20 protein-coding genes are annotated in these 22,468 nt (G+C 75.0%); 7 read left to right on the forward strand and 13 right to left on the reverse strand.

From position 1 onward, the window contains the following. The first annotated feature begins 97 nt into the window (after positions 1-97). Positions 98-913 carry a GNAT family N-acetyltransferase gene (locus C8E97_RS17185; RefSeq protein WP_121006642.1) on the forward strand — a complete coding sequence of 272 codons (816 nt, stop codon included), beginning with the start codon at positions 98-100 and terminating at the stop codon, positions 911-913. A gap of 48 nt (positions 914-961) precedes the next feature. Here the strand turns inward: C8E97_RS17185 and C8E97_RS17190 are convergent, their stop codons facing one another. From C8E97_RS17190 to C8E97_RS17205, 4 genes are read right to left on the reverse strand one after another with little or no spacing between them, the layout of a single operon-like run. After that, positions 962-3,457 (reverse strand): CHAT domain-containing protein, encoded by a 2,496-nt coding sequence (locus C8E97_RS17190; protein WP_246018948.1) that lies wholly within the window; start codon positions 3,455-3,457, stop codon positions 962-964. A gap of 5 nt (positions 3,458-3,462) precedes the next feature. Then, entirely contained in the window at positions 3,463-3,945 is a 483-nt protein-coding gene (locus C8E97_RS17195) for a hypothetical protein (protein WP_121006643.1), read from the reverse strand. Beyond that, positions 3,942-4,550: an RNA polymerase sigma factor gene (locus C8E97_RS17200; protein ID WP_121006644.1), complete on the reverse strand. Its 609-nt coding sequence runs from the start codon at positions 4,548-4,550 to the stop codon at positions 3,942-3,944. The genes C8E97_RS17195 and C8E97_RS17200 overlap by 4 nt, the downstream gene beginning before the upstream one ends. After that, positions 4,531-6,138, reverse strand: coding sequence for a S8 family serine peptidase (locus tag C8E97_RS17205; RefSeq protein WP_121006645.1), 1,608 nt, complete (start codon positions 6,136-6,138; stop codon positions 4,531-4,533). The genes C8E97_RS17200 and C8E97_RS17205 overlap by 20 nt, the downstream gene beginning before the upstream one ends. A gap of 267 nt (positions 6,139-6,405) precedes the next feature. Here C8E97_RS17205 and C8E97_RS17210 point away from each other — a divergent pair, with 267 nt between their 5' ends. After that, positions 6,406-7,149, forward strand: coding sequence for a polysaccharide deacetylase family protein (locus tag C8E97_RS17210; RefSeq protein ID WP_121011709.1), 744 nt, complete (start codon positions 6,406-6,408; stop codon positions 7,147-7,149). A 141-nt stretch (positions 7,150-7,290) separates the two neighbouring features. On the opposite strand, the gene C8E97_RS17215 is transcribed toward C8E97_RS17210, so the two are convergent. Further along, the gene (locus tag C8E97_RS17215) at positions 7,291-8,109 is read right to left on the reverse strand and encodes a peptidoglycan-binding domain-containing protein (RefSeq protein ID WP_121011712.1); all 819 of its coding nucleotides are present in this window, start codon (positions 8,107-8,109) and stop codon (positions 7,291-7,293) included. Between the two features lie 125 nt (positions 8,110-8,234). Further along, entirely contained in the window at positions 8,235-9,503 is a 1,269-nt protein-coding gene (locus tag C8E97_RS17220; RefSeq protein ID WP_246018950.1) for an alpha/beta fold hydrolase, read from the reverse strand. Between the two features lie 152 nt (positions 9,504-9,655). Here C8E97_RS17220 and C8E97_RS17225 point away from each other — a divergent pair, with 152 nt between their 5' ends. Further along, positions 9,656-10,045, forward strand: coding sequence for a hypothetical protein (locus C8E97_RS17225; protein WP_121006647.1), 390 nt, complete (start codon positions 9,656-9,658; stop codon positions 10,043-10,045). A 61-nt stretch (positions 10,046-10,106) separates the two neighbouring features. Here the strand turns inward: C8E97_RS17225 and C8E97_RS17230 are convergent, their stop codons facing one another. Then, a complete protein-coding gene (locus C8E97_RS17230) occupies positions 10,107-10,823 on the reverse strand; it encodes a TetR/AcrR family transcriptional regulator (RefSeq protein ID WP_121006648.1) in 717 nt (238 codons plus the stop codon). Between the two features lie 63 nt (positions 10,824-10,886). Here C8E97_RS17230 and C8E97_RS17235 point away from each other — a divergent pair, with 63 nt between their 5' ends. Continuing rightward, the gene (locus C8E97_RS17235; protein ID WP_121006649.1) at positions 10,887-12,575 is read left to right on the forward strand and encodes an MFS transporter; all 1,689 of its coding nucleotides are present in this window, start codon (positions 10,887-10,889) and stop codon (positions 12,573-12,575) included. Here C8E97_RS17235 and C8E97_RS17240 read toward each other — a convergent pair. Genes C8E97_RS17240 through C8E97_RS17260 form a run of 5 tightly spaced genes read right to left on the reverse strand, consistent with a single transcriptional unit; the run spans position 12,562 to position 17,895 of the window. After that, entirely contained in the window at positions 12,562-13,422 is an 861-nt protein-coding gene (locus C8E97_RS17240) for a PaaX family transcriptional regulator (RefSeq protein WP_121006650.1), read from the reverse strand. The genes C8E97_RS17235 and C8E97_RS17240 overlap by 14 nt on opposite strands. A 4-nt stretch (positions 13,423-13,426) precedes the next feature. Then, a complete protein-coding gene (locus C8E97_RS17245) occupies positions 13,427-15,073 on the reverse strand; it encodes an AMP-binding protein (protein WP_121011715.1) in 1,647 nt (548 codons plus the stop codon). 40 nt (positions 15,074-15,113) lie between these two features. Further along, positions 15,114-15,896 (reverse strand): maleate cis-trans isomerase family protein, encoded by a 783-nt coding sequence (locus C8E97_RS17250; protein ID WP_121006651.1) that lies wholly within the window; start codon positions 15,894-15,896, stop codon positions 15,114-15,116. Further along, the gene (locus tag C8E97_RS17255; RefSeq protein WP_121006652.1) at positions 15,893-16,771 is read right to left on the reverse strand and encodes a fumarylacetoacetate hydrolase family protein; all 879 of its coding nucleotides are present in this window, start codon (positions 16,769-16,771) and stop codon (positions 15,893-15,895) included. The genes C8E97_RS17250 and C8E97_RS17255 overlap by 4 nt, the downstream gene beginning before the upstream one ends. 17 nt (positions 16,772-16,788) lie before the next feature. Further along, positions 16,789-17,895 carry a cupin domain-containing protein gene (locus tag C8E97_RS17260; protein WP_121006653.1) on the reverse strand — a complete coding sequence of 369 codons (1,107 nt, stop codon included), beginning with the start codon at positions 17,893-17,895 and terminating at the stop codon, positions 16,789-16,791. 98 nt (positions 17,896-17,993) lie between these two features. On the opposite strand from C8E97_RS17260, the gene C8E97_RS17265 reads away from it, so the two are divergent. The 3 genes from C8E97_RS17265 to C8E97_RS17275 are packed head-to-tail and all read left to right on the forward strand — an operon-like array spanning position 17,994 to position 21,765. After that, the gene (locus C8E97_RS17265; RefSeq protein WP_121006654.1) at positions 17,994-18,425 is read left to right on the forward strand and encodes an acyl-CoA thioesterase; all 432 of its coding nucleotides are present in this window, start codon (positions 17,994-17,996) and stop codon (positions 18,423-18,425) included. Next, positions 18,422-20,737 (forward strand): oxidoreductase, encoded by a 2,316-nt coding sequence (locus C8E97_RS17270; RefSeq protein WP_121006655.1) that lies wholly within the window; start codon positions 18,422-18,424, stop codon positions 20,735-20,737. The genes C8E97_RS17265 and C8E97_RS17270 overlap by 4 nt, the downstream gene beginning before the upstream one ends. A gap of 8 nt (positions 20,738-20,745) precedes the next feature. After that, positions 20,746-21,765 carry a carbon-nitrogen hydrolase family protein gene (locus tag C8E97_RS17275; protein ID WP_121006656.1) on the forward strand — a complete coding sequence of 340 codons (1,020 nt, stop codon included), beginning with the start codon at positions 20,746-20,748 and terminating at the stop codon, positions 21,763-21,765. Between the two features lie 146 nt (positions 21,766-21,911). Here C8E97_RS17275 and C8E97_RS17280 read toward each other — a convergent pair whose 3' ends face one another. Beyond that, positions 21,912-22,430: a hypothetical protein gene (locus C8E97_RS17280; RefSeq protein ID WP_121006657.1), complete on the reverse strand. Its 519-nt coding sequence runs from the start codon at positions 22,428-22,430 to the stop codon at positions 21,912-21,914. Positions 22,431-22,468: the final 38 nt, after the last annotated feature.

Here is a 22,468-nt window from a genome sequence, read left to right on the forward strand (position 1 = left end):
ATCCCACGCGTGTTGTAGCCGCCGCGCGCCGCGCCGGTCTTGAACGTTTGTGCGCGGACCACGTGGCCATCCGTTCGGTAACGGCTAACGTGGGCCGATGCCCGACACCACGGACCTCCTCGCCCGCTACGACGCGCAGCTGCGCCCCGCCGAGTGGACCAACCTGCCGCCCGGCGCGCACGCCGAGCACGACGGGCCGGTGGTCCGGGTCGTCGGGCAGCACCGCCGCGGTTTCGTCAGCGGCGCGCGCGACCTGGGCACGGCCGGTCCGGCGCTGGACGCGGTGATCGCCCGGCAGCGGGACTTCTTCGCCGCGCGCGGCGAGGCCGTCGAGTGGAAGACGCGGGGCCACGACCTGCCCGCCGAGCTGCCCGAACGGCTCTCCGCCGCCGGTTTCACCGCCGAGCCGCGCGAGACCGTGCTGATCGGCGCGACCGCCGACCTGGCCGCTGCGGCGCCCGCGCCCGCCGCCGGCGTCACCGTCCGGGAGGTCACCTCGGACGCCGACCTGCGCCGGGTCGCCGACATGGTATCCGAGGTGTGGGGCGACGACCGGAGCCGGCTGGCGGCGGAACTGGGCGACCGGCTGCGGTCGGGTGACGGCCGGACCGTCGTGGTGGTCGCGGAGGCGGGCGGCCGGGTGGTGTCCTCGGCGCGGCTGGAGTTCGTGCCGGGCACGGACTTCGCCGGGCTGTGGGGCGGTTCGACGCTGGCGGAGTGGCGCGGACGGGGCACCTACCGCGCTTTGGTGGCGCTACGCGCGCAAATCGCGGCGGCGCGCGGCACCCGCTACCTCAACGTGGACGCGACCGAGGACAGCCGCCCGATCCTGCAACGCCTCGGCTTCACGGCCATAACAACCACCACGCCCTACGTCTGGACACCCCCGCAGCCCAACACCCCGACCACCTGATCACCCCCCCGAGCCCCCCTCTCCCTCCCCCCTCTCCCTCCCACCCCCTCACCCGCCCCACCCGTGGCACACGAACGGCATCAACGGCTCGCTCCGGGTCGCGTCGGCCAGCGCCTCACCCGGCGGCACGCCGCGTGCCAGCGCCCGGTGGTAGGCGGTCATCACCTCGACCGCCGCCTCGTCGTCGACCCGCGCCACGCTGGACACCACGGTCCGGCTGCCGCTGTAGAGCAGGGCGGCGGTGAAGCCCAGGATCTCGTCGCCCGCCCGCACCACCGCCTGGCCGATGTCGCACGACGACAGCACGACGTGGTCCGGCACGGCCGCCAGCTGGTGCACGTCGTGCGCCATCAGCGGACCGTCGACGAGGTCCAGCCGGGAGAACAGCACGTTCTCCTGCTCGTGGTGGCCGTGCGAGGCGAAGTGCGCCAGGCTGCTGCGGTTCACCGCAGCGAGCGCGTTGTCCACGGTGGCGTCGTCGCCGTCGAGCACCGTGCTGTCGGGGTAGATCCGCGCCAGCCGCCGTACCTCGTCCGACGAGTGCTTGAGGTTCGGGCCGCCGACCAGCAGCACGGGACCGGCCGGCCGGGTGGTGCGCTTCGCCGAGACCCACGCCGAGGGCGACGGCGTCACGGTGACCGGCCGCCCGCGCAACGCGTCCAGCAGGCCCCACGGCATCGCCGACAGCGCGCCGGTCGGCACGAGCACCACGTTGTGGTCCCCGATGGCGGGCAGCAGCGGGTCGAGCAGGTGCTCGGACAGCACACCCAGCTGGCGGCGGATCGAGGTGTGGATCACCTGCTCCAGCGCCGGGTGGAGCCGCCTGCCGCACGCCGCGTCGAGGTCGCTGCGCAACCGGGCGATGGCCTCGAACACCGCGGCGGTGCCGCCGAGCCCGAGCAGGTCGGCGCGGCGGTCGCCGACGACCTGCGCCAGCAGCCTGCCGCCGTCGACGAGGAAGCTGACCAGCACGCTGTCCGCGTCGGCCAGCTCGGCCTTCACCTCGCCGAAACCGACCTCGGCGGAGCGCCCGCCCACGCCGTCGGTGCGCCAGCCCTTCGCCCGGATCTCGCGTTCGAGCTGCCGGGCGCGGCGCAGCGCGTCGGTGTCCTGGCTGCCCTTCAGCTCGGCGGCGCGGGCCTCCCGCGCGAGCTGCCGCAGCTCGGCGACGGCGTCGACGGTGTGCTCGTCGGCCGGTGTGCGGACGGGCGGGAAGCGGAACGCCTGCGCGCGCGAGCGCTCCAGCCACCGGTAGACCACCTCGGGCCTGCCGTTCTCCAGCGCCGCCGCGAGGCCGGCGCGGGCCAGCTCGCCGCCCAGCGAGGTGGTGCCGGTCTGGAGATCGAGGCTGCCGAACCGGCCGCGGTGCTCGCGCAGCAGCGCCAGGCCGGCGCGTGCCTCGGCGAACGTGCGGCGCTGGTCGCCCTCGGCCGCGCCGAGCTCGGCCAGGACGAGCCTGCGCAGCAGCCTCGTGGTCAGCGGCGCGCCGGGGCGGTCGCGGCCGGACAGGTGCACGCGCGCCTCGGCCGTCCGGCCCCTGGCGAGGTAGGTGCGCGCGGCGAGCAGGTCGGCCTCCTCGGCGTCGTTGCGCAGGCCCAGCGAGCGCAGCCGGTCGGCGAGCCGGGCCGCCGCGCGGGCGACGCGGACGGTGCCGTTGCCCGCCGCGAAGTCCGCCCGCAGCATCGCCAGTTCCGCGACGGCGGCCCACGTGTCGTTGCGGCGGCGGCGGAAGTGCAGCCGGGCCCGGTCGGCCCACCGCCGCGCCTCGGCCGGGTCGCCCGCGGCGAGCCGGGCCCGCGCCATCGTCAGCTCGGCCTCGGCGTGCTCGTGGCCCATCCGCAGCTCGGGCACCCGCTTGAGGAACGTGTCCAGCTCGGTCGCCGCCTCGCTGGGCAGGCCCGCCGCGAGCAGCGCCCGCGCCCGGTCGCCGGCGAGCACGGCCAGCATCCCCTGGCCCTGGTCGGCGTAGACCTCGGCGGCGATGTCGAAGTCCCGCAGCGCGCCGGGGATGTCACCGGTCAGCACCCGGCACTGGCCCCGGCCGTGCACGGCCTTGGCGACGGTGCGCGGCATGCCCTCGTCGGGCCCGAGCGACGCGCCCAGCTGCGCGCACTGGTCCAGGTCGGCCAGCGCCAGCCGGACCCGGCCCGCGATCTGGTGCAGCATCCCGCGGTTGAGCAGCACCCGCGTCAGCGCCGCCTTCTGGTCGGTGCGCCGCAGCCGCAGGATGGCGTCGTCGAACAGGCTCAGCGCGTCGTCCATCCGCCCGGTGAGGACGGCGACCAGCGCCCGCTGCGACAGCAGCAGGTGCCGGTCCTCCGCGGTGACGACCTCGTCGGCCTCGTCCAGCAGCTCCAGGGCCCGGCCGGTGTTGCCCTGCGCGACCTCGGCGGCGGCCAACGTGCCCAGCAACCGCGCGGTCAACGGCTCCGCGCGGTCGGCCAGGCGCAGGGCTTCGCGCAGCAAGCGCGCCCCCACGGCGGGCCGGCCGCTGTTGATCTCCTCGATCGCGCGCTGATGCAGGTCCCGCACACGGTCGCTCACCGGGCCTATAGTGTCATCGTCGGGGTACTTACGGCACTCGTCCGGCCCCTTGGTCGGATCACGAACTGGACGAAACCCGACGGGATGCGTCCGAGTGCGAACCTCCCGTCCTCGTTGGCGCTGGTGCGCAGCGGTCCGGCGGGGGTGCGCACCTCGACCTCGTGCGGCGCGGGCGGCGAGAGCCAGCCGTCCACGCGGTACGTCCCGTCGCCCCGCGCCTGCACGTTGACCATGAAGTCCACGGTGCCGCCGGCGAACGTGATCATGCGGGAGTGCACGTCGCCCCGCACCCCGGCGACCTCGCGGTGCTCGATGACCCGGACCACCTCGACCTCGGAGTCCTCCAGCTCCACCGCGAACCGGATGCGGTCGACCAGGTCGGCGGGCGCCGGGTCCAGCGACTCCCACAGCCACCGCACCTCGCGCAGCACCCGGCCGTCGAGGTCGTCGAGCTTCCCGAGGGGGCCGTCCGGGTCGTCGCGGCTCACCGCCAGCTCCCCTCGTCGTCGGCCAACAGCTGCTTGCGGAGCTGGGCCAGGCAGCGCCCCCTGGTCGGGCCGATGCTGCCCCTGGGCATGTCGAGCGCGGCGCTGATGTCCGCGTAGTCCGGCCGGGGGACGAACGCGATCACCCGCAGCAGTTCGCGGCAGCGGTGCGACAGCCGGTTCACCGCCGCCCACAGCCGGACGCGGCGGTCGGCGAACGCGGCCTGCTCGTCGGGGCCAGGCGCGGGGTCGACCACGTCGTCCGGCAGCGCGCCGACCAGCTCGCCGGACCGCTGCTCGGTCCGCATGGCCCACGCGACCCGCTTCGTGACGGTCACCAGCCACGCGGTCAGCGCGCGGGGCGTGTGGATGTCGGCCAGCGAGCCGAGCAGCCGCAGCCAGGCGGTCTGGACGGCGTCCGCGCTGCGCTCCCGGTCCAGGCCCTGGGCCCGCGCGACCTGCCACAGCAACGGGGTCAGCGCCTCGGCGAGCCGGCCGAGCGCCCGGCGGTCGCCGTCGCGCGCCGCCTCGAACAGGACGGCAAGCCCCTCGTGGTCGCCGAGGGGCTTGCCGCCGAGGTGCCGCCCGTCAGAACGGGTACTGCACATAGCAGCGTTCCATCGCCGCCCGCGCACGCTCGATCACGGTCTTCCGGTCGACCTGGGCGAGGCTCAGGCCGGTGTCCTCCGCCGCCACGTCGATCAGCGCGTTGGCCACGGCGGCGGCGGCCAGCGGCGTCGCGAACGAGGTGCCGTCCCACACCGCGAACCCGCTGTCGAAGTCGTCCGGGTCGAAACCGCTGCGCTGCGAGTCGGACAGCACGGGCTGCCGCGGCCCGGTCACGTCGGTCGGGAAGGTGCTGATGATGCCCGCGCCGGTCGCCCAGCACGTGACCCACTCGCCGTCGTTGGAGAACCCGGCCTTGGTCGAGTTGGGGTTGAGCGCGCCGACGCTGATCACCCCGGGCCCCCCGGCCGGGTCGTCGGGCAGCTCGGCCAGCGCCGCCGGGTAGAAGCGCCTGCTGGTCGAGTTGTTGCCGGACGCGGCCAGCACCAGCACGCCCTGCCCGACCAGGCGGCCGACGACCTCCGCGAGGTGCGAGGTGTACTTGGCGTCGGACGGCGACTCGTCCAGGTACCCCAGGGAGAGCGACACGACGTCGACCATGTCCTCGGGGCGGCCCTCGTCCTGCGCGCGGGCGACCCGCCGCGAGATCGCCTCCAGCGCGGCGATGACGTCCGAGCCGTAGGCGACGCCGTCGCTGTGCATGACCCGGACGGCGAGCACGTCCGCGCGCGGCGCGGCCTGCCGGATGATGCCCGCGATGAACGTGCCGTGCCCGGTGTTGCTGTCCACGTCCTTGATCAGGCGGTCCGTGGTCGCGGGCTCGTCCCAGAAGTCCGTGAGCGCCTGCGCCGACGTGCCGGCGCAGGTGACGGCGGCGTTGCACCGGATCGCTTCCTGGGCCTCGTCCAGCACGGAGATGAAGCTGTCCTCGGGCGGCGGCGCGCTGCGGTCGCTGAGGCCGAACCACGGGTGCGGCCCGATCCCCGAGTCCAGCACGGCGACGACGGGCCGCCGGGCGAACCGCTCGGTGCCGACCTCGCCGCGCGGCGGCGGTTCGGCGACGAGCGTGACCGGCATCCGCGAGAACCCGGCGTCGGACCGGCGGTAGGAGCCGTTCACGATGTCGCCGTTGGTGTCCCACGGCGTCCCGGTGATGGTGACGGCGCTGAACATCAGGTGCTCCAGGCTGATGCGCCCGACGAGGTCGCGGTCGAACTCGACGTCGTCGCGGTCGGCGGCGGCCCGCAGTTCCTGGAGCGCCGCCCACGAGTCGACGTCCCGCCTGCCGGCCAGCGGGCGCAGCACCACGGGGCGCGGCAGGGTGCCCTCCCCGACCTCGGGAGTGGTCAGGTCGATACCCGCCCCGTTGAGCACCCGGCGGATCGCGCCGAGCCCGACCTCGTCCCGCAGCACGTCCTCGGGCACCAGCAGCACCCGCGGCCGGTACGCGGTCGAGCGCGGCGCGGGCCAGCCGCCCGCCGCCGCCACCGCGCCGGGGTCGAGGACCCGGCCGTCGTGCCGGTTGAGCAGTTCCGCCGGCACCCGCAGCCTCGTCACGGACTCGACGCCGACTCCCCCCGAGCCGCACGCATCGCCTGGCGGCGGCTTCTTGATGAACTTGATCGCCACTCGGCCTCCCGTCGTCGCAGTGGACACGATCCCCCGTCTACACCCATGACGTGTGCGTTTTGGCCTAGGGGATACGCCCTGGTGGTAACGAAGCCATAACGTCGTACCTCCGAACGGGTCATCGTTAACCCTTTCGGGTAGGTATCAGGGGCAGACGCACTACGCAGCATTGCCTTACTTCGGCCGGACGTGCGGGGTCTGGCGTCCGACGACCGAGGCCCGCCGGGTCCATCTTGATCACGGTCGGTGATCGGCCACGATGACCCGATGCGCTTACTGCCGACGGGCGCGCGTGCGCGCCGGTGGACGGTCGTCGCCGTGGCCGCGTCCCTGGTGCTGTCGTCGGGCGCGTGGGGGCTGTCCGCGCTGGCCAACGCCCGCACGTTCCAGCTCTTCGGCGGCCTCACCAGCCGGGTGGAGACGGACGAGCGCGTGGTCGCGCTGACCTTCGACGACGGGCCCGACCCGGCGGGCACCCGGCCGGTGCTCGACGTGCTGGCGGCGAAGGGCGTGCGCGCGACGTTCTACCTGACCGGTCGCGAGCTGGCGGCGCAGCCGGGGCTGGGGCGGGAGATCGCCGCCGCCGGGCACGAGCTGGGCAACCACTCGTACTCGCACGAGCGGATGGTGTTCGTGTCGCCGGGCCGGGTCGCCGAGGAGGTCGAGCGCACCGACGCGCTGATCCGCGAGGCCGGGTACACCGGGGAGATCACCTTCCGGCCGCCCAACGGCAAGAAGCTCTTCGCGCTGCCCCGGTACCTGGACGAGCACCACCGCCGGACGGTCACCTGGGACGTCGAGCCGGACTCGGCGGACGCCGGGGTGGGCGCGGAGGAGCTGGTGGCGGCCACCGTCGAGCAGGTCAGGCCGGGGTCGATCGTCCTGCTGCACGCCATGTACCCGGCGCGGGCCCGGACGCGGGAGGCGATCGGCCCGGTCGTCGACCGGCTGCGCGAGCGCGGCTACCGGTTCGCCACGGTCTCCGAGCTGCTGGCGCTGGGCGGGAGGTGAGCGCGTCGGCCGGCCCGCGCGCGACGGCTGCACGGGGTGACGGGCTCACCCGGCGGTGCGACGGCCTTTCGCCGGGTGACGGCCTGGCCACGTGACGCGACGGCCCCGTCCCACGGCGGGGCGGGGCCGTTCCGCGCGTGGTCAGCGGTTGTAGTCCTCCCACGTCCTCTTGGCCACGGCGGGCCCGTCGTCGGGCGCGCGGTTGGCCAGGCCGTTGTAGCCCAGGTAGTAGTCGCCGGCCTGGTGCTGCGCGGCCGGCGACAGGTCCGGGTCCGCCAGGGCCACCGCGTGGATGTGGTAACCCCAGTCGCCCTGCGCCGGTGTGCGCACCCAGGCCGCGAAACCGACCTGCCGCAACGCCTTCGCGACGGCCGTGCGCGTGGCGGCGGACATGCCCGCCACGGAGAGGTCCAGCGCGCCGCCGCCGTCGTGGGTGCCCGCCGAGCCGGGGTTGCCGGTGTTGTACGAGCCCTGCGTGATGTCGAGCTGCCTGCCGAGCAGCCGTTCCGCCTCGACCAGCATCGCCTTGGTGCGCGCGTTCATCAGCGCGCCGCGATAGGTCAGCCTGTCGCCCGCCGACACGGTGGCCGTGACGGTGTAGCGCTGCTCGCCCAGCCGCCGCAGCGAGGTCTGGCCCGGCAGGCCGGACGCGTCGAGGCCCGTGTAGCCCAGCGAGCGCTGGTAGGCCGCGTACGCGTCGACGGTGCGGGTGCCGAAGTGGCCGTCCGCGTAGGCCGCGTCCAGCAGGCCGCGCGCGCTCAGCGCCTGCTCCACCAGCAGCACGCCGTCCCCGCTGCCCGGCGTGATCGCCGAGTCGGACCGGCGCGGGTCGATCTGCGCCGCCTTGAGCACCGCCTCCATGCTGACGGCGGGAAGGAGGGTCCGGGCCGAGGCGTCCGCCGGAGCGGCGCCGAGCAGCCCGGCGACGAGTCCCGCCGCCACGACGATCCTGCTGATCACGTCCACCTCCGGTCGGCTTCCCCGCGGACCTGGCCAGTGAAGCGCGCCGGGCGCGGCATGGCAAGAGTTGACCGGGTGCACGTCCAATTGGTTGCCAATTGACCTACGGGATCGCGCAGCCCCGGTCACACCTGGCCGGCGGCCATGTCGATGAGCCGGTCCAGCACGCGTTCGCCCGACGCCGACACGCCGTCGTGCTCCCACTCGTTGGTCACCCACGCCCGCAGCGCGCCCACCCGGCCCGCCGTGTCGAGCGACAGCCCGGCGTCGACGTACATGTCGTCGTGGTAGACGGCGGCGGCGACCGGGACCTCGTTGCGCGCCAACCGGTCCGGGTCGTACAGCGGCGTCCACTCGGACCACTCGGCCAGTTGGTGCGCGGCGTCGGCGAACGGCCGCAGGCAGCGGACGTCCTCGAACATCCACGGGTAGATCATCTCGCCGGTGAGCAGCAGCGGGTCGCTGTCCGCCGTGAACTCGGGGAACGCGGCCAGCGCGCGGTGCGCGGCCCAGGCGGTGGGCTTGCCGCCCTGCCCGTAGATGGACTCGTGCAGCGTCGCGAACAGCGGTCGCCCGGCGTAGGAGGTCCACGCCAGCACCTCGTAGAGGAACGCGTCCGACAGCCCGTCGCCGTCGAAAGCCTGCTCCAGCAACCAGTGCAGGCGCTCGGCCCCGTCGCCCGTGCCGAGCGCGAACCCCAGCGTCCGCAACCGGTCCAGGGTGAGGCGGTCGCCGTCGGGCAGCGCCACCGGCAGCAGGTCCGCGATCCGCCGCACTCGGTCGGCGTCGCCGGGGTGCCGCGCGTAGAAGGCGTCCACCTTGGCCCGCACGCGCGGGTACGTCCGGGCGTAGACGTCGTCCGCCGTGGCCGTCAGCCCCGGCAGCCCGCCGGTGATGTAGCAGGACCGTAACCCTTGGGGCGCAACGGAGAGGTAGGTCAGCGTGAGGAAACCGCCGTAGCTCTGGCCCAGCGTCTCCCACGGTTCGTCGCCGCACAGCCCACGCCGCACCAGCTCGGCGTCGGCCACGATGGCGTCGGCCCGGAAGTGGGCCAGGTAGGACGCGAGGCGCGGACCCAGCTCGGCGGCGGTCCGCGCGGTCACCGGCGTGCTGCGCCCCGTGCCGCGCTGGTCGAGCAGCAGCACGCGGTGGGACCGCACCGCGCGGCGCAACCAGCCGCGGGCGGCGGCGGGCCGGGGCGCCCTCCCGCCCGGTCCGCCCTGGAGGAACAGCAGCCACGGCAAGGGTTTCCCGACCTTCGCCGGGTCGACGACCTCCCGCGCGAAGACGGTCAGGCTGCCCGCCGACGGGTCGGCGTGGTCGACCGGGACGGTGAACCGGTGGTCGGTCATCGCCAGGCCGGGGACACGGGTGGTGTGGTGGTCTCGACTCACCGGTGAATGATGCAGGGCCGGACGCCGGACCGGTATCCCGAGTGTGCATAACAGGTTCTCCGGGGCAGCCTGGCGTGTTACCCGTGACACTTCGGACGGCATTGTCGGCGACTGCGCCTCGGCGCGCCCCCGACCGTCCTAAAGTGGATCACATGAGGGCGTACACGGACGAGGAGAGCCGGACTCTGCGCACGGCGGTCTACGGCGCGATGGTGCTGGTGTCGGTGGCGGAGGAAGGCGCGCTCGACCAGGAGAGCCACGCGGGGGTCGAGGCGATGGCGACGCTGCCGCCCGCCGTGCGGGAGGTCGTGGACGCGGGCGCGCCCGAACTGCCCGCCGGCTCGCTGGCCGACGTCGAGGAGGGCGTGCTGGCCGCCCTGCGCGCCTCGGTGGCGCTGCTCGCCCGGCGGTCGGCCGCCGACGCGGAGGGGTTCGCCGACGCCGTGCTGGCGATGTGCGGGAAGGTCGCCTCCGCCGACGGCCGGGTGGGCGCGGACGAGGACGCCGTGATCGGCCGGGTGCGCGTCGCGCTCGGCCGCTGACCACGGGCTCCGGCGCGCCGGGCGGGCGCCGCCGCCCCGGCGCACCGCCGGCGCCGCCGCCTCAGCGCTTCGCACGGGCCTCGATCAGGGCCTCCACTCCGTCGAGCAGGCGTTGCAGGCCGAACTCGAACTGGTCGCCCGACCACGGGGCCACGCCCTCCCGCAGGGCCCGCAGCAGGGCCGGGTACCGGTCGAAGTCGACCAGCCTGCCCAGCTCCGCGTCCCGTTCGCGCAGCTCCTCCGGGTTCTCGGCGTGCGCGTCGGTGTCGATCTGGAGGCGGGCCAGACCCCGCACGTAGGCGTCGACCGACTCGATCACGGCCATCTTCTCGGACTCGGTGAGCCCCGTGTCGGCCAGCACGGACAGGGCGGAGTCGAGCCAGCGAAGCGCGTTCGGGCCGGGCGCGGGCGTGGTCGCCAGCAGGTGGAGCACCCACGGGTGGCTGCGGAAGCCGACCCAGTCGGCGCGGGCGCAGGCCGTCAGCTTCGCCCGCCAGTCGCCCGGCCACTCGTGCGGCAGCGGGTCCTCCGCGGCCATCGCGTCGAGCATCAGCGCGGCCAGCTCCGTCTTGCCCGGCAGGTAGGTGTAGAGCGACGCGGTGCCGACGCCGAGCTGCGTCGCGACCCTGCGCATGGACAGCGCGGCCAGGCCCTCCGCCTCGACGACCTCGATCGCGGCGGCGACGATGCGGTCCATCGTGAGCCCGCGCCGCGGACCCCTGGAGGGCCGCCGGTCGGGGTTCCACAGCAGGTCCAGGGCCTGGTTCTTTGCGTTCATGGCAAAACCCAGTATACCGTTCGGAGTAGAACGAACGGCGTTCGGTGTTTCGAGGGGGAGACCGTGGAGGACGCGCGCCGCAGGGAGCGGCGGACGTTGTGGGCGGCCACGCTGACCAACGGGCCGGCGGAGTTGATCGACTTCGTGCTGCCGCTGTGGGCGGGCATCGCGCTGGGGCTCGGCGCGACCGAGGTCGGTGTGCTGCTGGCGGTGGAGATGGCGTTGTCGGTGGTGGTCCGGCCGGTCGCCGGCGTGCTGGCCGACCGGTGCGAGCGCCGGCACGTGGCGGGCGCGGGCGCGCTGCTGTACGCGGTGTCGTGCGCCGGGTACGCGGTGGCGGGCGACGTGGTCGTCGCGTACGCGGCGGCGGCGGTGGGCGGCGCGGGCGGCGCGCTGCTGTGGGTCGCGGTCTCCGCGATCGTCAGCGAACGGCTCGCCGAGGACTCGGCGGTGTTCCCGCGCCTGCTGGCGGCGCAGGAGACCGGCTCGTGGGTGGCGTTCGTGGCGGGCCTGGCGCTGCTGGGCGCGATCGGGTTCGGCGGGCTGTTCCAGGCGTGCGCCGCGGCGTGCCTGGCGGCGGCGGCGCTGCTGTTCGCCGCGCCCCGGCGCGGCGTGCGGTCGGGCGCGGGCGTCGAGGCGGCCGGGTTGGGCGCGGTCGGGTTGGGCGCGGTCGGGTTGGGCGCGGTCGGGCGGCGGCTGCGGCCGATGCTGTTCGCGGTGGTGATGACGATGGCCGCCGAGTCCGCCGTGTCGCTGCTGCTGCTGTTGCACCTCCAGCGCGGGTTCGGGCTGGAGGTGGTGCAGGTCGCCTATGTGTTCCTGCCGGGCGCGATCGTGATGAGCGTGGCGGCGGGGCGCCTGCACCGGTACGTGGTGCGGTTCGGCCGCTCACGGGTGCTGATGGCGGCGTCGGTGGCCAGTTGCGCGTTCGCGGTGAGCCTGTCGTGGGCGCCGGACCCGTACGTGATCGCCGCGCTGTGGGTGCTCAGCGGCGTGGCCTGGGCGGCGGTGCTGCCGATCCAGCAGGCGGTGATCGCCGAGGCGTCGGGTGGCCAGGTCGGGCGCGGCATGGGGGTGTACGAGTCGGCGTGCCTGGTCGGCGGGCTGGTCGGCAGCCTGGCGGCGGGCGCGCTCTACGACGGTGCGGCCTGGTCGGTGGCGTGCGTGGTGGCGGGCGCGATGATCCTGGCCGGCGCGGTCGTCGTGCCGCGCGCGGTGCGCCGCCTGGGTGTCGAGGAGTTCCCGCCGCCACCGCCGGTGGTGGGGGAGGCCGGGGCGGGACCCGTGGCCGGTGCGGCGGAGGTCGCGGCCGGGCCGGGGGAGACCGGGGCGGACCGGGACGGCGGCTCGTCGCGGTCCGAGCCGTCGCAGCCGGAGCGGTCGCAGCCGGAGCGGTTGCAGCCGGAGCGGTTGCAGCCGGAGCGGTCGGGGCCGGAGCCGTCGCAGCCGGAGCGGTCGGGCTCGTCGAAGTCCGAGCCGCCGAAGTCCCCGGCGAGGCTGCTCTCGGACCTCCTCGTCCACAGTGGACTGTTCGCCGCCGCGCAGGCCGTCCTGGCGCTGTTCGACCTGTCGTGGGTGCGCGACCTGCTGACGCGCGACCTCGGCACGGTCCTCCTGGGCCGGGTCGGGCGGGACGGCGCGGACGCGTTCCTGTACGGGGCCGGTCGGGTCTGGGCCGTCGTGCTGGTCGTCGACGTGGTGTGGACGGTGGTGCTGGTCGTGCGGCGGAACCGCGCCGTCAAGCCCCGATGACGCGGCTGCCGTAGGCGCGGGCGGCGTCCTCCAGGCGGTCCTGGAGCGAGAAGAACAGGTCCGCCGCGCGGACGCCGATCCAGTCGGGCGGCAGCAGGTCCTCGGGCAGGCCGGGGTCGAGGTAGGGCAGCCGCCGCCAGTCGGTGAGCAGGCGGACGTAGTCGACGAACGCGGCGCGGCCGTCGACCGCCCGCCGGTGGCGGTCCGGCGTCGGCCCGTGCTCGGCGAGGAACGCCGAGTACAGCGCCTCCAGCTGGTCGAGGTCCCACCACCGGCGCACCTTCGCGGCCAGGTCGCCGAACGCCAGGTGGTCGGCGCGGAACAGGTCGGCGTAGCCGTGCAGGTCCTGGCTGCGCAGGATGTCGGCGGTCGGCTCGTGCAGGTGGGCGGGCGCGATCCAGACGCCCGGCGCGGCGGTGCCGAACCCGAGCCTGCTCAGCTGGGAGCGCAGCAGGTGCCGCTTGTGGCGCTCGGCCTCGGGCACGGAGAACACGGCCAGCAGCCAGCCGTCGGCCGACGTCGCCCGCTCGCGCCGGAAGATGCGGTGGTCGCCCTCGCGCAGGATCGCCAGCCCCGCCGGGGACAGCGCGTACCCGGCGGTGCCGTCGCGGCGTTCCGCCTGGAGGACGTCGCGCCGCTTGAGGCGGGAGACCGACGACCGCACGGCGGGCTCGTCGACGTCCAGCTCGCGCAGCAGGCCCACCACCGACGCGACCGACAGCCACCCGCCGCGGCCCCTGGCGAACAGGCCGTACAGCGTCACGATCAGCTGCCGGGGCCGGGCCGCCTTCGTGGACGTGTCGCCGTCGGCGAACCCCGCCTCGCCGGCGGCCGGTACCGTCGTCACGTCGTCACGGTATCAGCGCGTCGCCCGACGGCGTCCCTGGCTCGGCCACCAGCCGCCGCAGCCGGTAGCGCTGGACCTTGCCGCTGGGCGTCTTCGGCAGCGCGGCCGTGAACTCGACCCGCCTGGGGTACTTGTAGGGCGCGATCGCGGCCTTGACGAACGCCTGGAGCTCGGCGGCCTTCGCGGTGTCGCCGGTGACGCCGGCCCGCAGCACGACGAACGCGCACACGACCGCGCCCCGGTCGGCGTCCGGCGCGGCGACGACGGCGGTCTCGGCGACGTCGGGGTGGTCGAGCAGCGCCGCCTCCACCTCGGGCCCGGCGATGTTGTACCCGGCGGAGACGATCATGTCGTCGTCGCGGGCCTGGAACCAGAAGTAGCCGTCGGCGTCGCGCACGTAGGTGTCGCCGGTCAGGTTCCAGCCGTGCCGCACGTAGTCGCGCTGGCGGTCGTCGGCGAGGTAGCGGCAGCCGGTCGGTCCCTTCACCGCGAGCCTGCCGGGCACGCCGTCCGGCACCGGCCGCCCGTCGTCGTCGAGCACGGCGGCCCGGTAGCCGGGCACGGCCCGGCCGGTCGCGCCGGGCCGGATGTCGTCGTCGGCGGCCGAGATGAAGATGTGCAGGAGCTCGGTGCCGCCGATGCCGTCGATGATGCGCAGCCCGGTCGCCCGGTGGAAGCGCTCCCAGGTGGACGCGGGCAGGTGCTCGCCGGCGGACACGCAGCGCCGCAGGCCGGCCAGCGCGGGCGCCTTGCCCGCCGCGAGCATCGCCTTGTAGGCGGTGGGCGCGGTGAACAGCACCGTCACGCCGTGCGCGGCGATCGCGTCGGCGAGCTCGGCGGGCGTCGCGCGTTCCAGCAGCAGGGTCGACGCGCCGCAGCGCAGCGGGAACACCACCAGGCCGCCCAGGCCGAAGGTGAACCCCAGCGGCGGCGTCCCGGTGAACAGGTCGTCGGGCCGGGGCCGCAGCACGTGCCGCGCGAAGGTGTCCGCGCACGCCAGCACGTCCCGGTGGTAGTGCATGGTGGCCTTGGGCCTGCCGGTGGTGCCGGAGGTCGGCGCGAGCAGCACGACGTCGTCGGCGGCGGTGTCCACGCACCGGAAACCGTCCACCTTGGACTCGGCGCGCGCGACGAGGTCCGCCGGGCCCGCGCCGCCGTAGCCGACGACCACCGGGCCGGCGGGCGGCGCGGGCAGGTCGTCGGCGAACCGGTGGTCGGCGAGCACCAGCGCCGGTCTCGTGATGGCCACGAGCTCGGCGATCTCACCGGCGCGCAGCAGCGGCATGACGGTCACCGCCACGCCGCCCGCCTTGACCACCGCCAGCCACGCGGCGACCGTCCACGGGTTGTTCGGCCCGCGCAGCATCACCCGGTTGCCGGGCCGCACGCCGAGGTCCTCGGCCAGGACGCGGGCGATCCGGTCGCTGCGCCGGGCCAGCTCGGCGTAGCTCCAGCAGTCGGCCGGGGTGCGCAGGCACGGCCGGTCGCCGCCGAACCGGCGGATGGCGTCGTCGAGCAGGCGCTGCGCGCAGTTCAGGCGGTCGGGGTAGCGCAGCTCGGGCAGGTCGAACAGGAACTCGGGCTGCTGCTCGGGCGGCGGGAGGCGGTCGCGGCAGAACGTGTCCACGTGGGCCGATCTGGTCGGTGGCACCGGCAGCACTCCTTCCCGGAGCGTCGGGCGCGGGCGCGGGTCAGCGCCCGCCGCCGCGGAACGGGGTCTCCGCGTGGCCGCCCGCCAGCAGCGTGCCCGCGCCCGGCGCGACGGCGGGCAGGTCGAGCGCCCGCATCAGCTGGTGCGCGGTCGCGGTCGACGCGGAGAGCACGGGCTTGCCCAGCGCGCGTTCCACGACCTCGATCGCGGCCAGCGAGGGGAGCTGGACGCAGGCGGACAGCACGACGGCGTCCGCGTCGCGGTGGTCGAGCGCGGCGGCGAGCGGGACGAGGTCCGCCGGGTCGTGCGCGGCCACCCGGAGGTTGTCCGCGATGCCCAGGGCGGTGCAGTCGGTGACGCCGATGCCCTCGGCGCGCAGGTAGCCGACGACGGTCTCGGCCAGCGGCCGGAGGTAGGGGCAGATCACGGCGACGGTGCGCGCGCCCAGCAGGTGCAGCGCGTCGACGAGCGCGCCGGCGCTGGTGACGACCGGCGCGGGCGCGCCGTGGTCGGCGGCGACCCGCGCGAGGGACCGCTCGGCGACGCGGTGGCGGCCCCGGCCGAGGCTCATGACGGCCACCAGGCAGGCGTAGCCGAGCACGTCGACCCGCGCGTCGGACAGCTCGGCGGCGCACCGCCCGGAGTCGGCGTCCATCGCGGCCAGCTCCTCCGGTGTCACGCGCGTCATGCGCATCCGGCTGGAGTGGAAGGTGAACCGCTCGGGCGCGACGGCCTCCCGCGCCCGGAAGATCGCGGGCACCTCGGTCTCCATCGTCACGTTGGAGCTGGGCACGATCTGCCCGATCCGGTAGGCGCGGCTCATCGGACGGCCACCACCGGGTTGCGCAGGGTGCCGATGTGCTGCACGAACGCCTCGACCACGTCACCGGGCCGCAGCCACTGCTGGGGCGACCGCCCGGCGCCGACGCCGGACGGCGTGCCGGTGGCGATGACGTCGCCGGGCTCCAGCGTGATGCCCGCGCTGATGTCGGCGATCAGCTCGGGCACCCGGAACAGCATGTAGCGGGTGTTGGACCGCTGCTTGACCTCGCCGTTGACGCGCAGGCAGAGGTCCAGCGCGTGCGGGTCGGGTATCTCGTCGGCGGTGCGGACCGCCGGCCCGAACGGCGCGTAGGTGTCCTGCCCCTTGGAGTAGAACCACAGCCCGCCGCGCCGCTGGTCGCGCGCGCTGACGTCGTTGACGACGCTGTAGCCGAAGACGTGCTCCAGGGCGCGTTCGGGCGGCACCCGCTTCGCCGTCCGCCCGATCACGACGGCCAGCTCGCACTCCCAGTCCAGCTGCGCGGTCAGCGACGCGTCGTGCTCGATCGCCTCGTCGGGACCGATGACGGCGGTGGCGGGCTTGCAGAACAGCACCGGTCGCTGCGGCAGCTCGTGCGCGGTGTCCAGCGCCCGCGCCGATTCCGCGACGTGCTCGGTGTAGTTGAGCCCGACGCCGACGATCTTGCCCGGCCGCAGCGGCGCGTGCAGCCGCACCGCGCCGACGGGGTGCCGCGCGGACTCCGGGACCGGGCCGGCGAGCAGGGCCGCGACGGCGTCGGCGGCGTCGTCGCGCACGACGTCCCACAGGGAGGCGGGCGCGCCGGGGGACAGCGCGCCGACGTCGACCACCTCGGCGTCCCGCCGCACGCCGAGGCGGTGGCGGCCGTCCCCGGTGGAGAAGGTGACCAGCAGCATGGGGTTCTCCCGCCCGGTCAGGCGACCGGTTGGTGGCCGTCGTTGTCGGGGTAGGGCTCCTCCCGGAAGAAGCCGAGCGCGCGCATCACGGGGAAGTCGTTGAAGGAGAACAGGCACGCGTCGTCGGACCGGCTCGCGTTGGCGTGCTCGTGCCAGGCCCACGACGGCACGCAGAAGATGTCGCCCTCGGTCCAGTCGAGGCGCGTGCCGGCCACCACGGAGTACCCGCTGCCCTTCGCGGCGGTGTAGATCTTGGAGCCGACCTGCCGGTGCGCCAGGGTGCTCTCGCCGGGGCGCAGCAGCTGCATGTGCGCGCTCATGGTCGGCATGACCGAGCCGCCGGTCATCGGGTTGCTGTACTCCATGATGATCCCGTCGTACGGCGAGCCGTCGGTCGCCTCGGCGGCGTTGAGCAGCGCCTCGTAGGTGGGTTCCCACGGGTAGGCCAGCAGCGGCGAGTGGTTCTTGTGCCACGGGTCGCCGAAGGGGCGCAACTGTCCCGCGCCGTAGACGCGCAGCGAGGAGTTCGTGATGCCCTCCTGCTTCTGGTAGACGTCGGGGTGCACCTCGTAGAACCCCGCGTCGAGCGCGTTGACCAGCGGGATGTCCAGGCCGTCCTGCCAGATCACCGGTCCGTCCTCGCCCTCGTTGCCGTGCTCGTGCCACGTCCAGTTGGGCGTGATGGCGAAGTCGCGCGGGCCGACCTTGAGCTTCTGCCCGTCCACGATCGTCCACGCGCCGGTGCCCTCCAGGACGAACCGCAGCGCGGCGGCCTGGTGGCGGTGGGCGGTCATCGACTCGCCGGGACCCATCACCTGGAGGCCGCTGTAGAGCAGGCCGACGGTGGCCGCGATGTCGCGCCGCCGCGGGTTGTACAGCGCGACCACGCGCCGGCCCGCGTCGTCGCCGCTGACCAGCCGCAGCGCTTCCAGCACCAGGGGCCTCAGGTCGCGGTAGGCCCACTTGACCGGCACCGACTCCGGCTGCGGGTACCACGGCTCGATCCGGTTGGCGACGGTCCACAGCGCGCCGGCGTCGAGCCGGGCGAGCTTGTCGTAGTAGGCGCGCAGGTCGGCGTTGTCGATCACGCGGGCCCGGCCGAGCACGTCGTCGCGGTCCGTCATGGCGGCTCCTCACCACTCGGAGCGATATTCCGTTCTCTTGACGCACGTCAACAATGCGAAATACCGTGCACGGTGTCAAGAGCCCTGGAGGAGCAGCGATGGCGACACCGGATGCCACACCCGACGGGCGGTTCGAGGCCACGGTCGAGCGCCGGGTCGAGTGGCACGACACCGACGCGGCCGGCCACCAGCACCACTCCGCGGTGCTGCGCTGGGCGGAGCAGGCCGAGGCCGAGCTGCTGCGCCGCCACGGGCTCGCCCGCCTGTTCGGCCGCACGCCCAGGGTGCGCCACGAGGTCGACTACCGCGCCCGGCTGTGGTTCGGCGAGTGCGTGCGGACCCGGCTGCGGGTGGTGCGGCTGGGCCGGGCGTCGCTGGAGTACGCGTTCACCGTGCACGGCGAGTCCGGCCTGGCCGCCGAGGGCCGCGTGGTCGTCGCGCACGTGCCGCCCGGCGCGTCGGCGGGCACGCCGTGGCCCGACGACGTGCGGTCCGCGTTGGACGGTGCGGCGGGGGCGGGTCGCCGATGAGGATCGCGGTCGTCGGCGGCGGGCCCGGCGGGCTGTACTTCGCGGCGCTGGCCAAGCGGCACGACCCGAGGCGGGAGATCACCGTCTGGGAGCGCAACGCCGCCGACGACACGTTCGGGTTCGGCGTGGTGTTCTCCGACGAGACGGTGGACGGCATCGCCGGCGCGGACCCGGTGATCGCCGCGGCGGTCGAGGCGGACTGCGCGCGGTGGAGCGACATCGACGTCCACTACCGCGGCGTCGTGCAGACCTCCGGCGGGCACGGGTTCGCCGCGATCGGGCGCGCCCGCCTGCTGGCCGTGCTCCAGCGCCGCTGCCGGGACCTGGGCGTGGACCTCCGGTTCGCCGCGGACGCGCCACCCGCCGACGAGCTGGCCCGCACGCACGACCTGGTGGTGGCGGCGGACGGCGTCAACTCGGCCACCCGCGCGAAGCACGCCGACGTGTTCCGGCCGTCGCTGGACGAGCGCGACTGCCGGTACATGTGGCTGGCCACCGACCGGGTGCTGGAGGCGTTCACGTTCGTCGTGCTGGAGACCCGGTTCGGACCGCTGCACGTGCACGCCTACCCGTTCGCCGACGATCGCAGCACCGTCATCGTCGAGCTGACCGGGCGCGCCTGGCGTGCGGCCGGTTTCGCCGACCTGGCCGCGCGGGACCTGCCGCCGGGCCGCAGCGACGAGGCGAGCGTCGCCCGCTGCGCCGAGCTGCTGCGCGACTTCCTCGGCGGGCACTCGTTGCTGACCAACAACTCCCGGTGGGTCCGGTTCACCACCGTGCGCAACGCGACCTGGCGGCACGGCAACGTCGTCCTGCTCGGCGACGCCGCGCACACCGCGCACTTCTCCATCGGCTCCGGCACCAAGCTGGCGATGGAGGACGCCGACGCGCTGGCCGCCGCACTCGGACCCGCGCCCGACCGCGAACCGGGTCCCGACCGCGAACTCGCGCCCGGTCGGGACGCCGCGCCCGACCTGGAGCGCGCCCTCGCCCGGTACGAGGCCGAACGCCGACCGGCCGTCGAGTCGGCCCAGCGCGCCGCGCAGGCCAGCCTGGAGTGGTTCGAGGCGATCGAGCACGCCGTCGGCCAGGAACCGGAGCAGTTCGCGTTCAACCTGCTCACCCGCAGCAGGCGCGTCACCCGCGACAACCTCCGCCGGCGCGACCCGGCCTACGTCGCCGCGCTGGACCGCTGGTTCGACGCCCGGCAGCACGGGCCGGACCGGCGGCCGGAGGACACCGCGCCGCCGCTGTTCCAGCCGCTGGCCCTGCGCGGCCTGCGGCTGCGCAACCGGGTCGTCGCCGCGCCGGTGGGCATCGACCGCGCGGTGGACGGCGTGCCCGGCGACGCCGAGCTGCTGCACCTGGGCGGGCGCGCGCTGGGCGGCGCGGGCCTGGTGCTCGCCGGCCTGACCGCGGTCGCCGCCGACGGCCGGACCACCACCGGCACCGCCGGCCTCTACACCGAGCGGCAGGTCGCGGCGTGGCGGCGGATCACCGACGCCCTGCACGAGCACAGCGGCGCGGCGGTCGGCGTGCAGCTCGGCCACGCCGGGCCCAAGGGCCACCGGGGCGGCCCGACCCCGGCCGCGCTCGGCGGTGCCGCGCTGCGCGCCCTCGTCGAGGACTTCGCCGCCGCCGCCGCGCGGGCCGACCGCGCCGGGTTCGACGTGCTGGAAATCCAGGCGGGCCACGGTTTGCTGCTCTCGGCGTTCCTGTCGCCGCTGACGAACCTCCGCGCGGACCGCCGCGGCGGCGCGATCGAGGGCAGGCTGAGGTTCCCGCTCGCCGTCGTGGCCGCCGTCCGCGCGGCGTGGCCCGCGACCAAGCCGCTGCTGGCCAGGATCTCCGCCGTGGACTGGGCGCCGGGCGGCACCACGCTCGACGACGCCGTGCGCATCGCCGCCGCCTTCGCCGAGCACGGCGTGGACGCGGTCGACGTGTCCAGCGGCGAGGTCGTCGCGCACGAGCGACCGGCCTACGGGCGGAGCTACCAGACGCCGTTCGCCGAGCGGGTGCGCGCCGCGACCGGTGTGCCCACGATCGCGGTCGGCGGCATCTCCACCCACGACGACGCGAACTCGATCCTGCTCGCGGGTCGCGCCGACCTGATCGGCGTCGGCCGGGCCCACCTGCACGACCCGGCGTGGACGCTGCACGCGGCGGCCGACCTCGGCTACACCGGGCCGGGCGCGCACTGGCCGCCCATGCACGCCGCGGGGGCCGCGCCGCCGCCCGCGGGCAGCCGGCCGGCGGCGCGCCACGACGGACCACCCGTGCCGACCCACCAGCGGTGGCGTCCCCGACGGTAGGAGGACCCGTGGAAGAGCTCCCCCGCTTCACGGCCGCCGCGGTGCAGGCCGCGCCGGTCTACCTCGACCCGGCCGCGACGGTCGCCAAGGCCGCGTCGCTCATCCACGAGGCGGCCGGGCGCGGCGCGCGGCTCGTGGTGTTCCCGGAGGTCTTCGTCGCCGGCTACCCGTACTGGAACTGGACGATGAACCCGGTCGCCGCCTCGCCCCTGTACGAGCGCCTGTACCGCGCGTCGGTGGACGTGCCGGGTCCGCACGTCGACGTGCTGCGCGCCGCCGCGGCGGCCACCGGGACGACCGTCGTCGTCGGCGTCAACGAACGCGGTCGCCACAGCCTCGGCGTGCTCTACAACAGCGTCCTGACGATCGGCCCCGACGGCGCGGTGCTCGGCCTGCACCGCAAGCTCGTCCCGACGTGGGCCGAGAAGCTCACCTGGACACCCGGCGACGGCAGCACGGTCCTCGTGCACCGGACGCCGGTGGGCCCGCTGGGCGTCCTGGCGTGCGGCGAGAACACCAACACGCTGGCCCGGTTCGCCCTGCTGGCGCAGGGGGAGCTGGTGCACGCCGCGAACTACGTCGCCCTGCCGGTCGCGCCCGCCGACTACGACATGGCGCAGGCCATCGCGATCCGCGCCGCCGCGCACGCGTTCGAGGGCAAGCTGTTCTCGGTGATCGCCTGTTCCACCGTCACCGACGAGATGATCGAGGTGGCGGCCGGCGACGACGCCGCGATCGCGCGGGGGATGCGCCGCCCGCACAGCGCGCTGTCCGGGGTGTTCGGACCGGACGGCAACCCCGTCACCGAGCCGCTGGTCGACGTCGAGGGCATCGTCTACGCGGAGGTCGACCTGGCCCGCTGCATCCAGCCCAAGCAGATGCACGACGTCATCGGCCACTACAACCGGTTCGACGTGTTCCGCCTGCACCACAACACGAACCCGACGACGCCCCTGGTCCAGGAACCGCCGGTCCGGCCGGGACCGCTCACCGGGCCCTGGACGCCGGACGACGCGGCGGCGGGGTGAGGTCCGCGCCCGGCAGGGCACTTCGGTTCGCCGAAGGGCGGGCGACCCCGCGCGGACCGCCCCGCCGGGTCCCCGCCGCCGTTCCCGCCCGCCGTTCCCGCCCGCCGCCGAACGACGTCCCCGGACGACGGGCGGGAACGGCCGCACTAGACGGTGCCGGTGAACCGGTCGTCGAGGTAGGCGGCCTTGGCGGCGTCGTCGCGCGCCGAGCGCAGGAAGCGGTTCCACGCCTGCCGCTCGTGCAGCACCGCGCCCATCTCCCAGACGCAGATGACCTGGAGGTGGTCGCCCTGTTCGAGGCGCTGGAACCCCTCGTCCCGCGTCACCTCGCGGTAGTAGACCGACACCCACATCTCGTTGTTGTTGCGCCAGGTGCAGGCGATGAGGAAGTGGAACGACGCGCCGCACAGGTGGTGCACGACGAACCCCAGCTCGCCGGAGATCGGGAGGCGGCCGGCGGCGACCTCCGCGCGCAGGAAGCGCTCGCCCTGGGCGCGCACCTCCGGGTCGACGGTGGCCTCCGCCTCGCGCACCTCGTACCACTTGAGGTGCGCGTCGGGCAGCACCACGTCGTGGTCGGGCAGCGCGACGACCTCCTTGCCGTAGTGGCGGTAGTCGTCGGAGACGCTGGTCAGCTTGGCGAGATGGGCGAGGTTCGTGGTCACGGCACGGGATGGTAAGCCGACGGGGCCGGGCTAGTCTG

Source organism: Saccharothrix australiensis (assembly GCF_003634935.1).
Taxonomy (GTDB): Bacteria; Actinomycetota; Actinomycetes; order Mycobacteriales; family Pseudonocardiaceae; genus Actinosynnema; species Actinosynnema australiense.

Excerpts from the sequence above, each read along its gene's own strand:
- C8E97_RS17185 (WP_121006642.1), top strand. The coding sequence starts at position 98 with ATGCCCGACACCACGGACCTCCTCGCCCGCTACGACGCGCAGCTGCGC.
- C8E97_RS17200 (WP_121006644.1), bottom strand. The coding sequence starts at position 4,550 with ATGTGCAGTACCCGTTCTGACGGGCGGCACCTCGGCGGCAAGCCCCTC.
- C8E97_RS17210 (WP_121011709.1), top strand. The coding sequence starts at position 6,406 with ATGCGCTTACTGCCGACGGGCGCGCGTGCGCGCCGGTGGACGGTCGTC.
- C8E97_RS17225 (WP_121006647.1), top strand. The coding sequence starts at position 9,656 with ATGAGGGCGTACACGGACGAGGAGAGCCGGACTCTGCGCACGGCGGTC.
- C8E97_RS17230 (WP_121006648.1), bottom strand. The coding sequence starts at position 10,823 with ATGAACGCAAAGAACCAGGCCCTGGACCTGCTGTGGAACCCCGACCGG.
- C8E97_RS17250 (WP_121006651.1), bottom strand. The coding sequence starts at position 15,896 with ATGAGCCGCGCCTACCGGATCGGGCAGATCGTGCCCAGCTCCAACGTG.
- C8E97_RS17255 (WP_121006652.1), bottom strand. The coding sequence starts at position 16,771 with ATGCTGCTGGTCACCTTCTCCACCGGGGACGGCCGCCACCGCCTCGGC.
- C8E97_RS17260 (WP_121006653.1), bottom strand. The coding sequence starts at position 17,895 with ATGACGGACCGCGACGACGTGCTCGGCCGGGCCCGCGTGATCGACAAC.
- C8E97_RS17265 (WP_121006654.1), top strand. The coding sequence starts at position 17,994 with ATGGCGACACCGGATGCCACACCCGACGGGCGGTTCGAGGCCACGGTC.
- C8E97_RS17270 (WP_121006655.1), top strand. The coding sequence starts at position 18,422 with ATGAGGATCGCGGTCGTCGGCGGCGGGCCCGGCGGGCTGTACTTCGCG.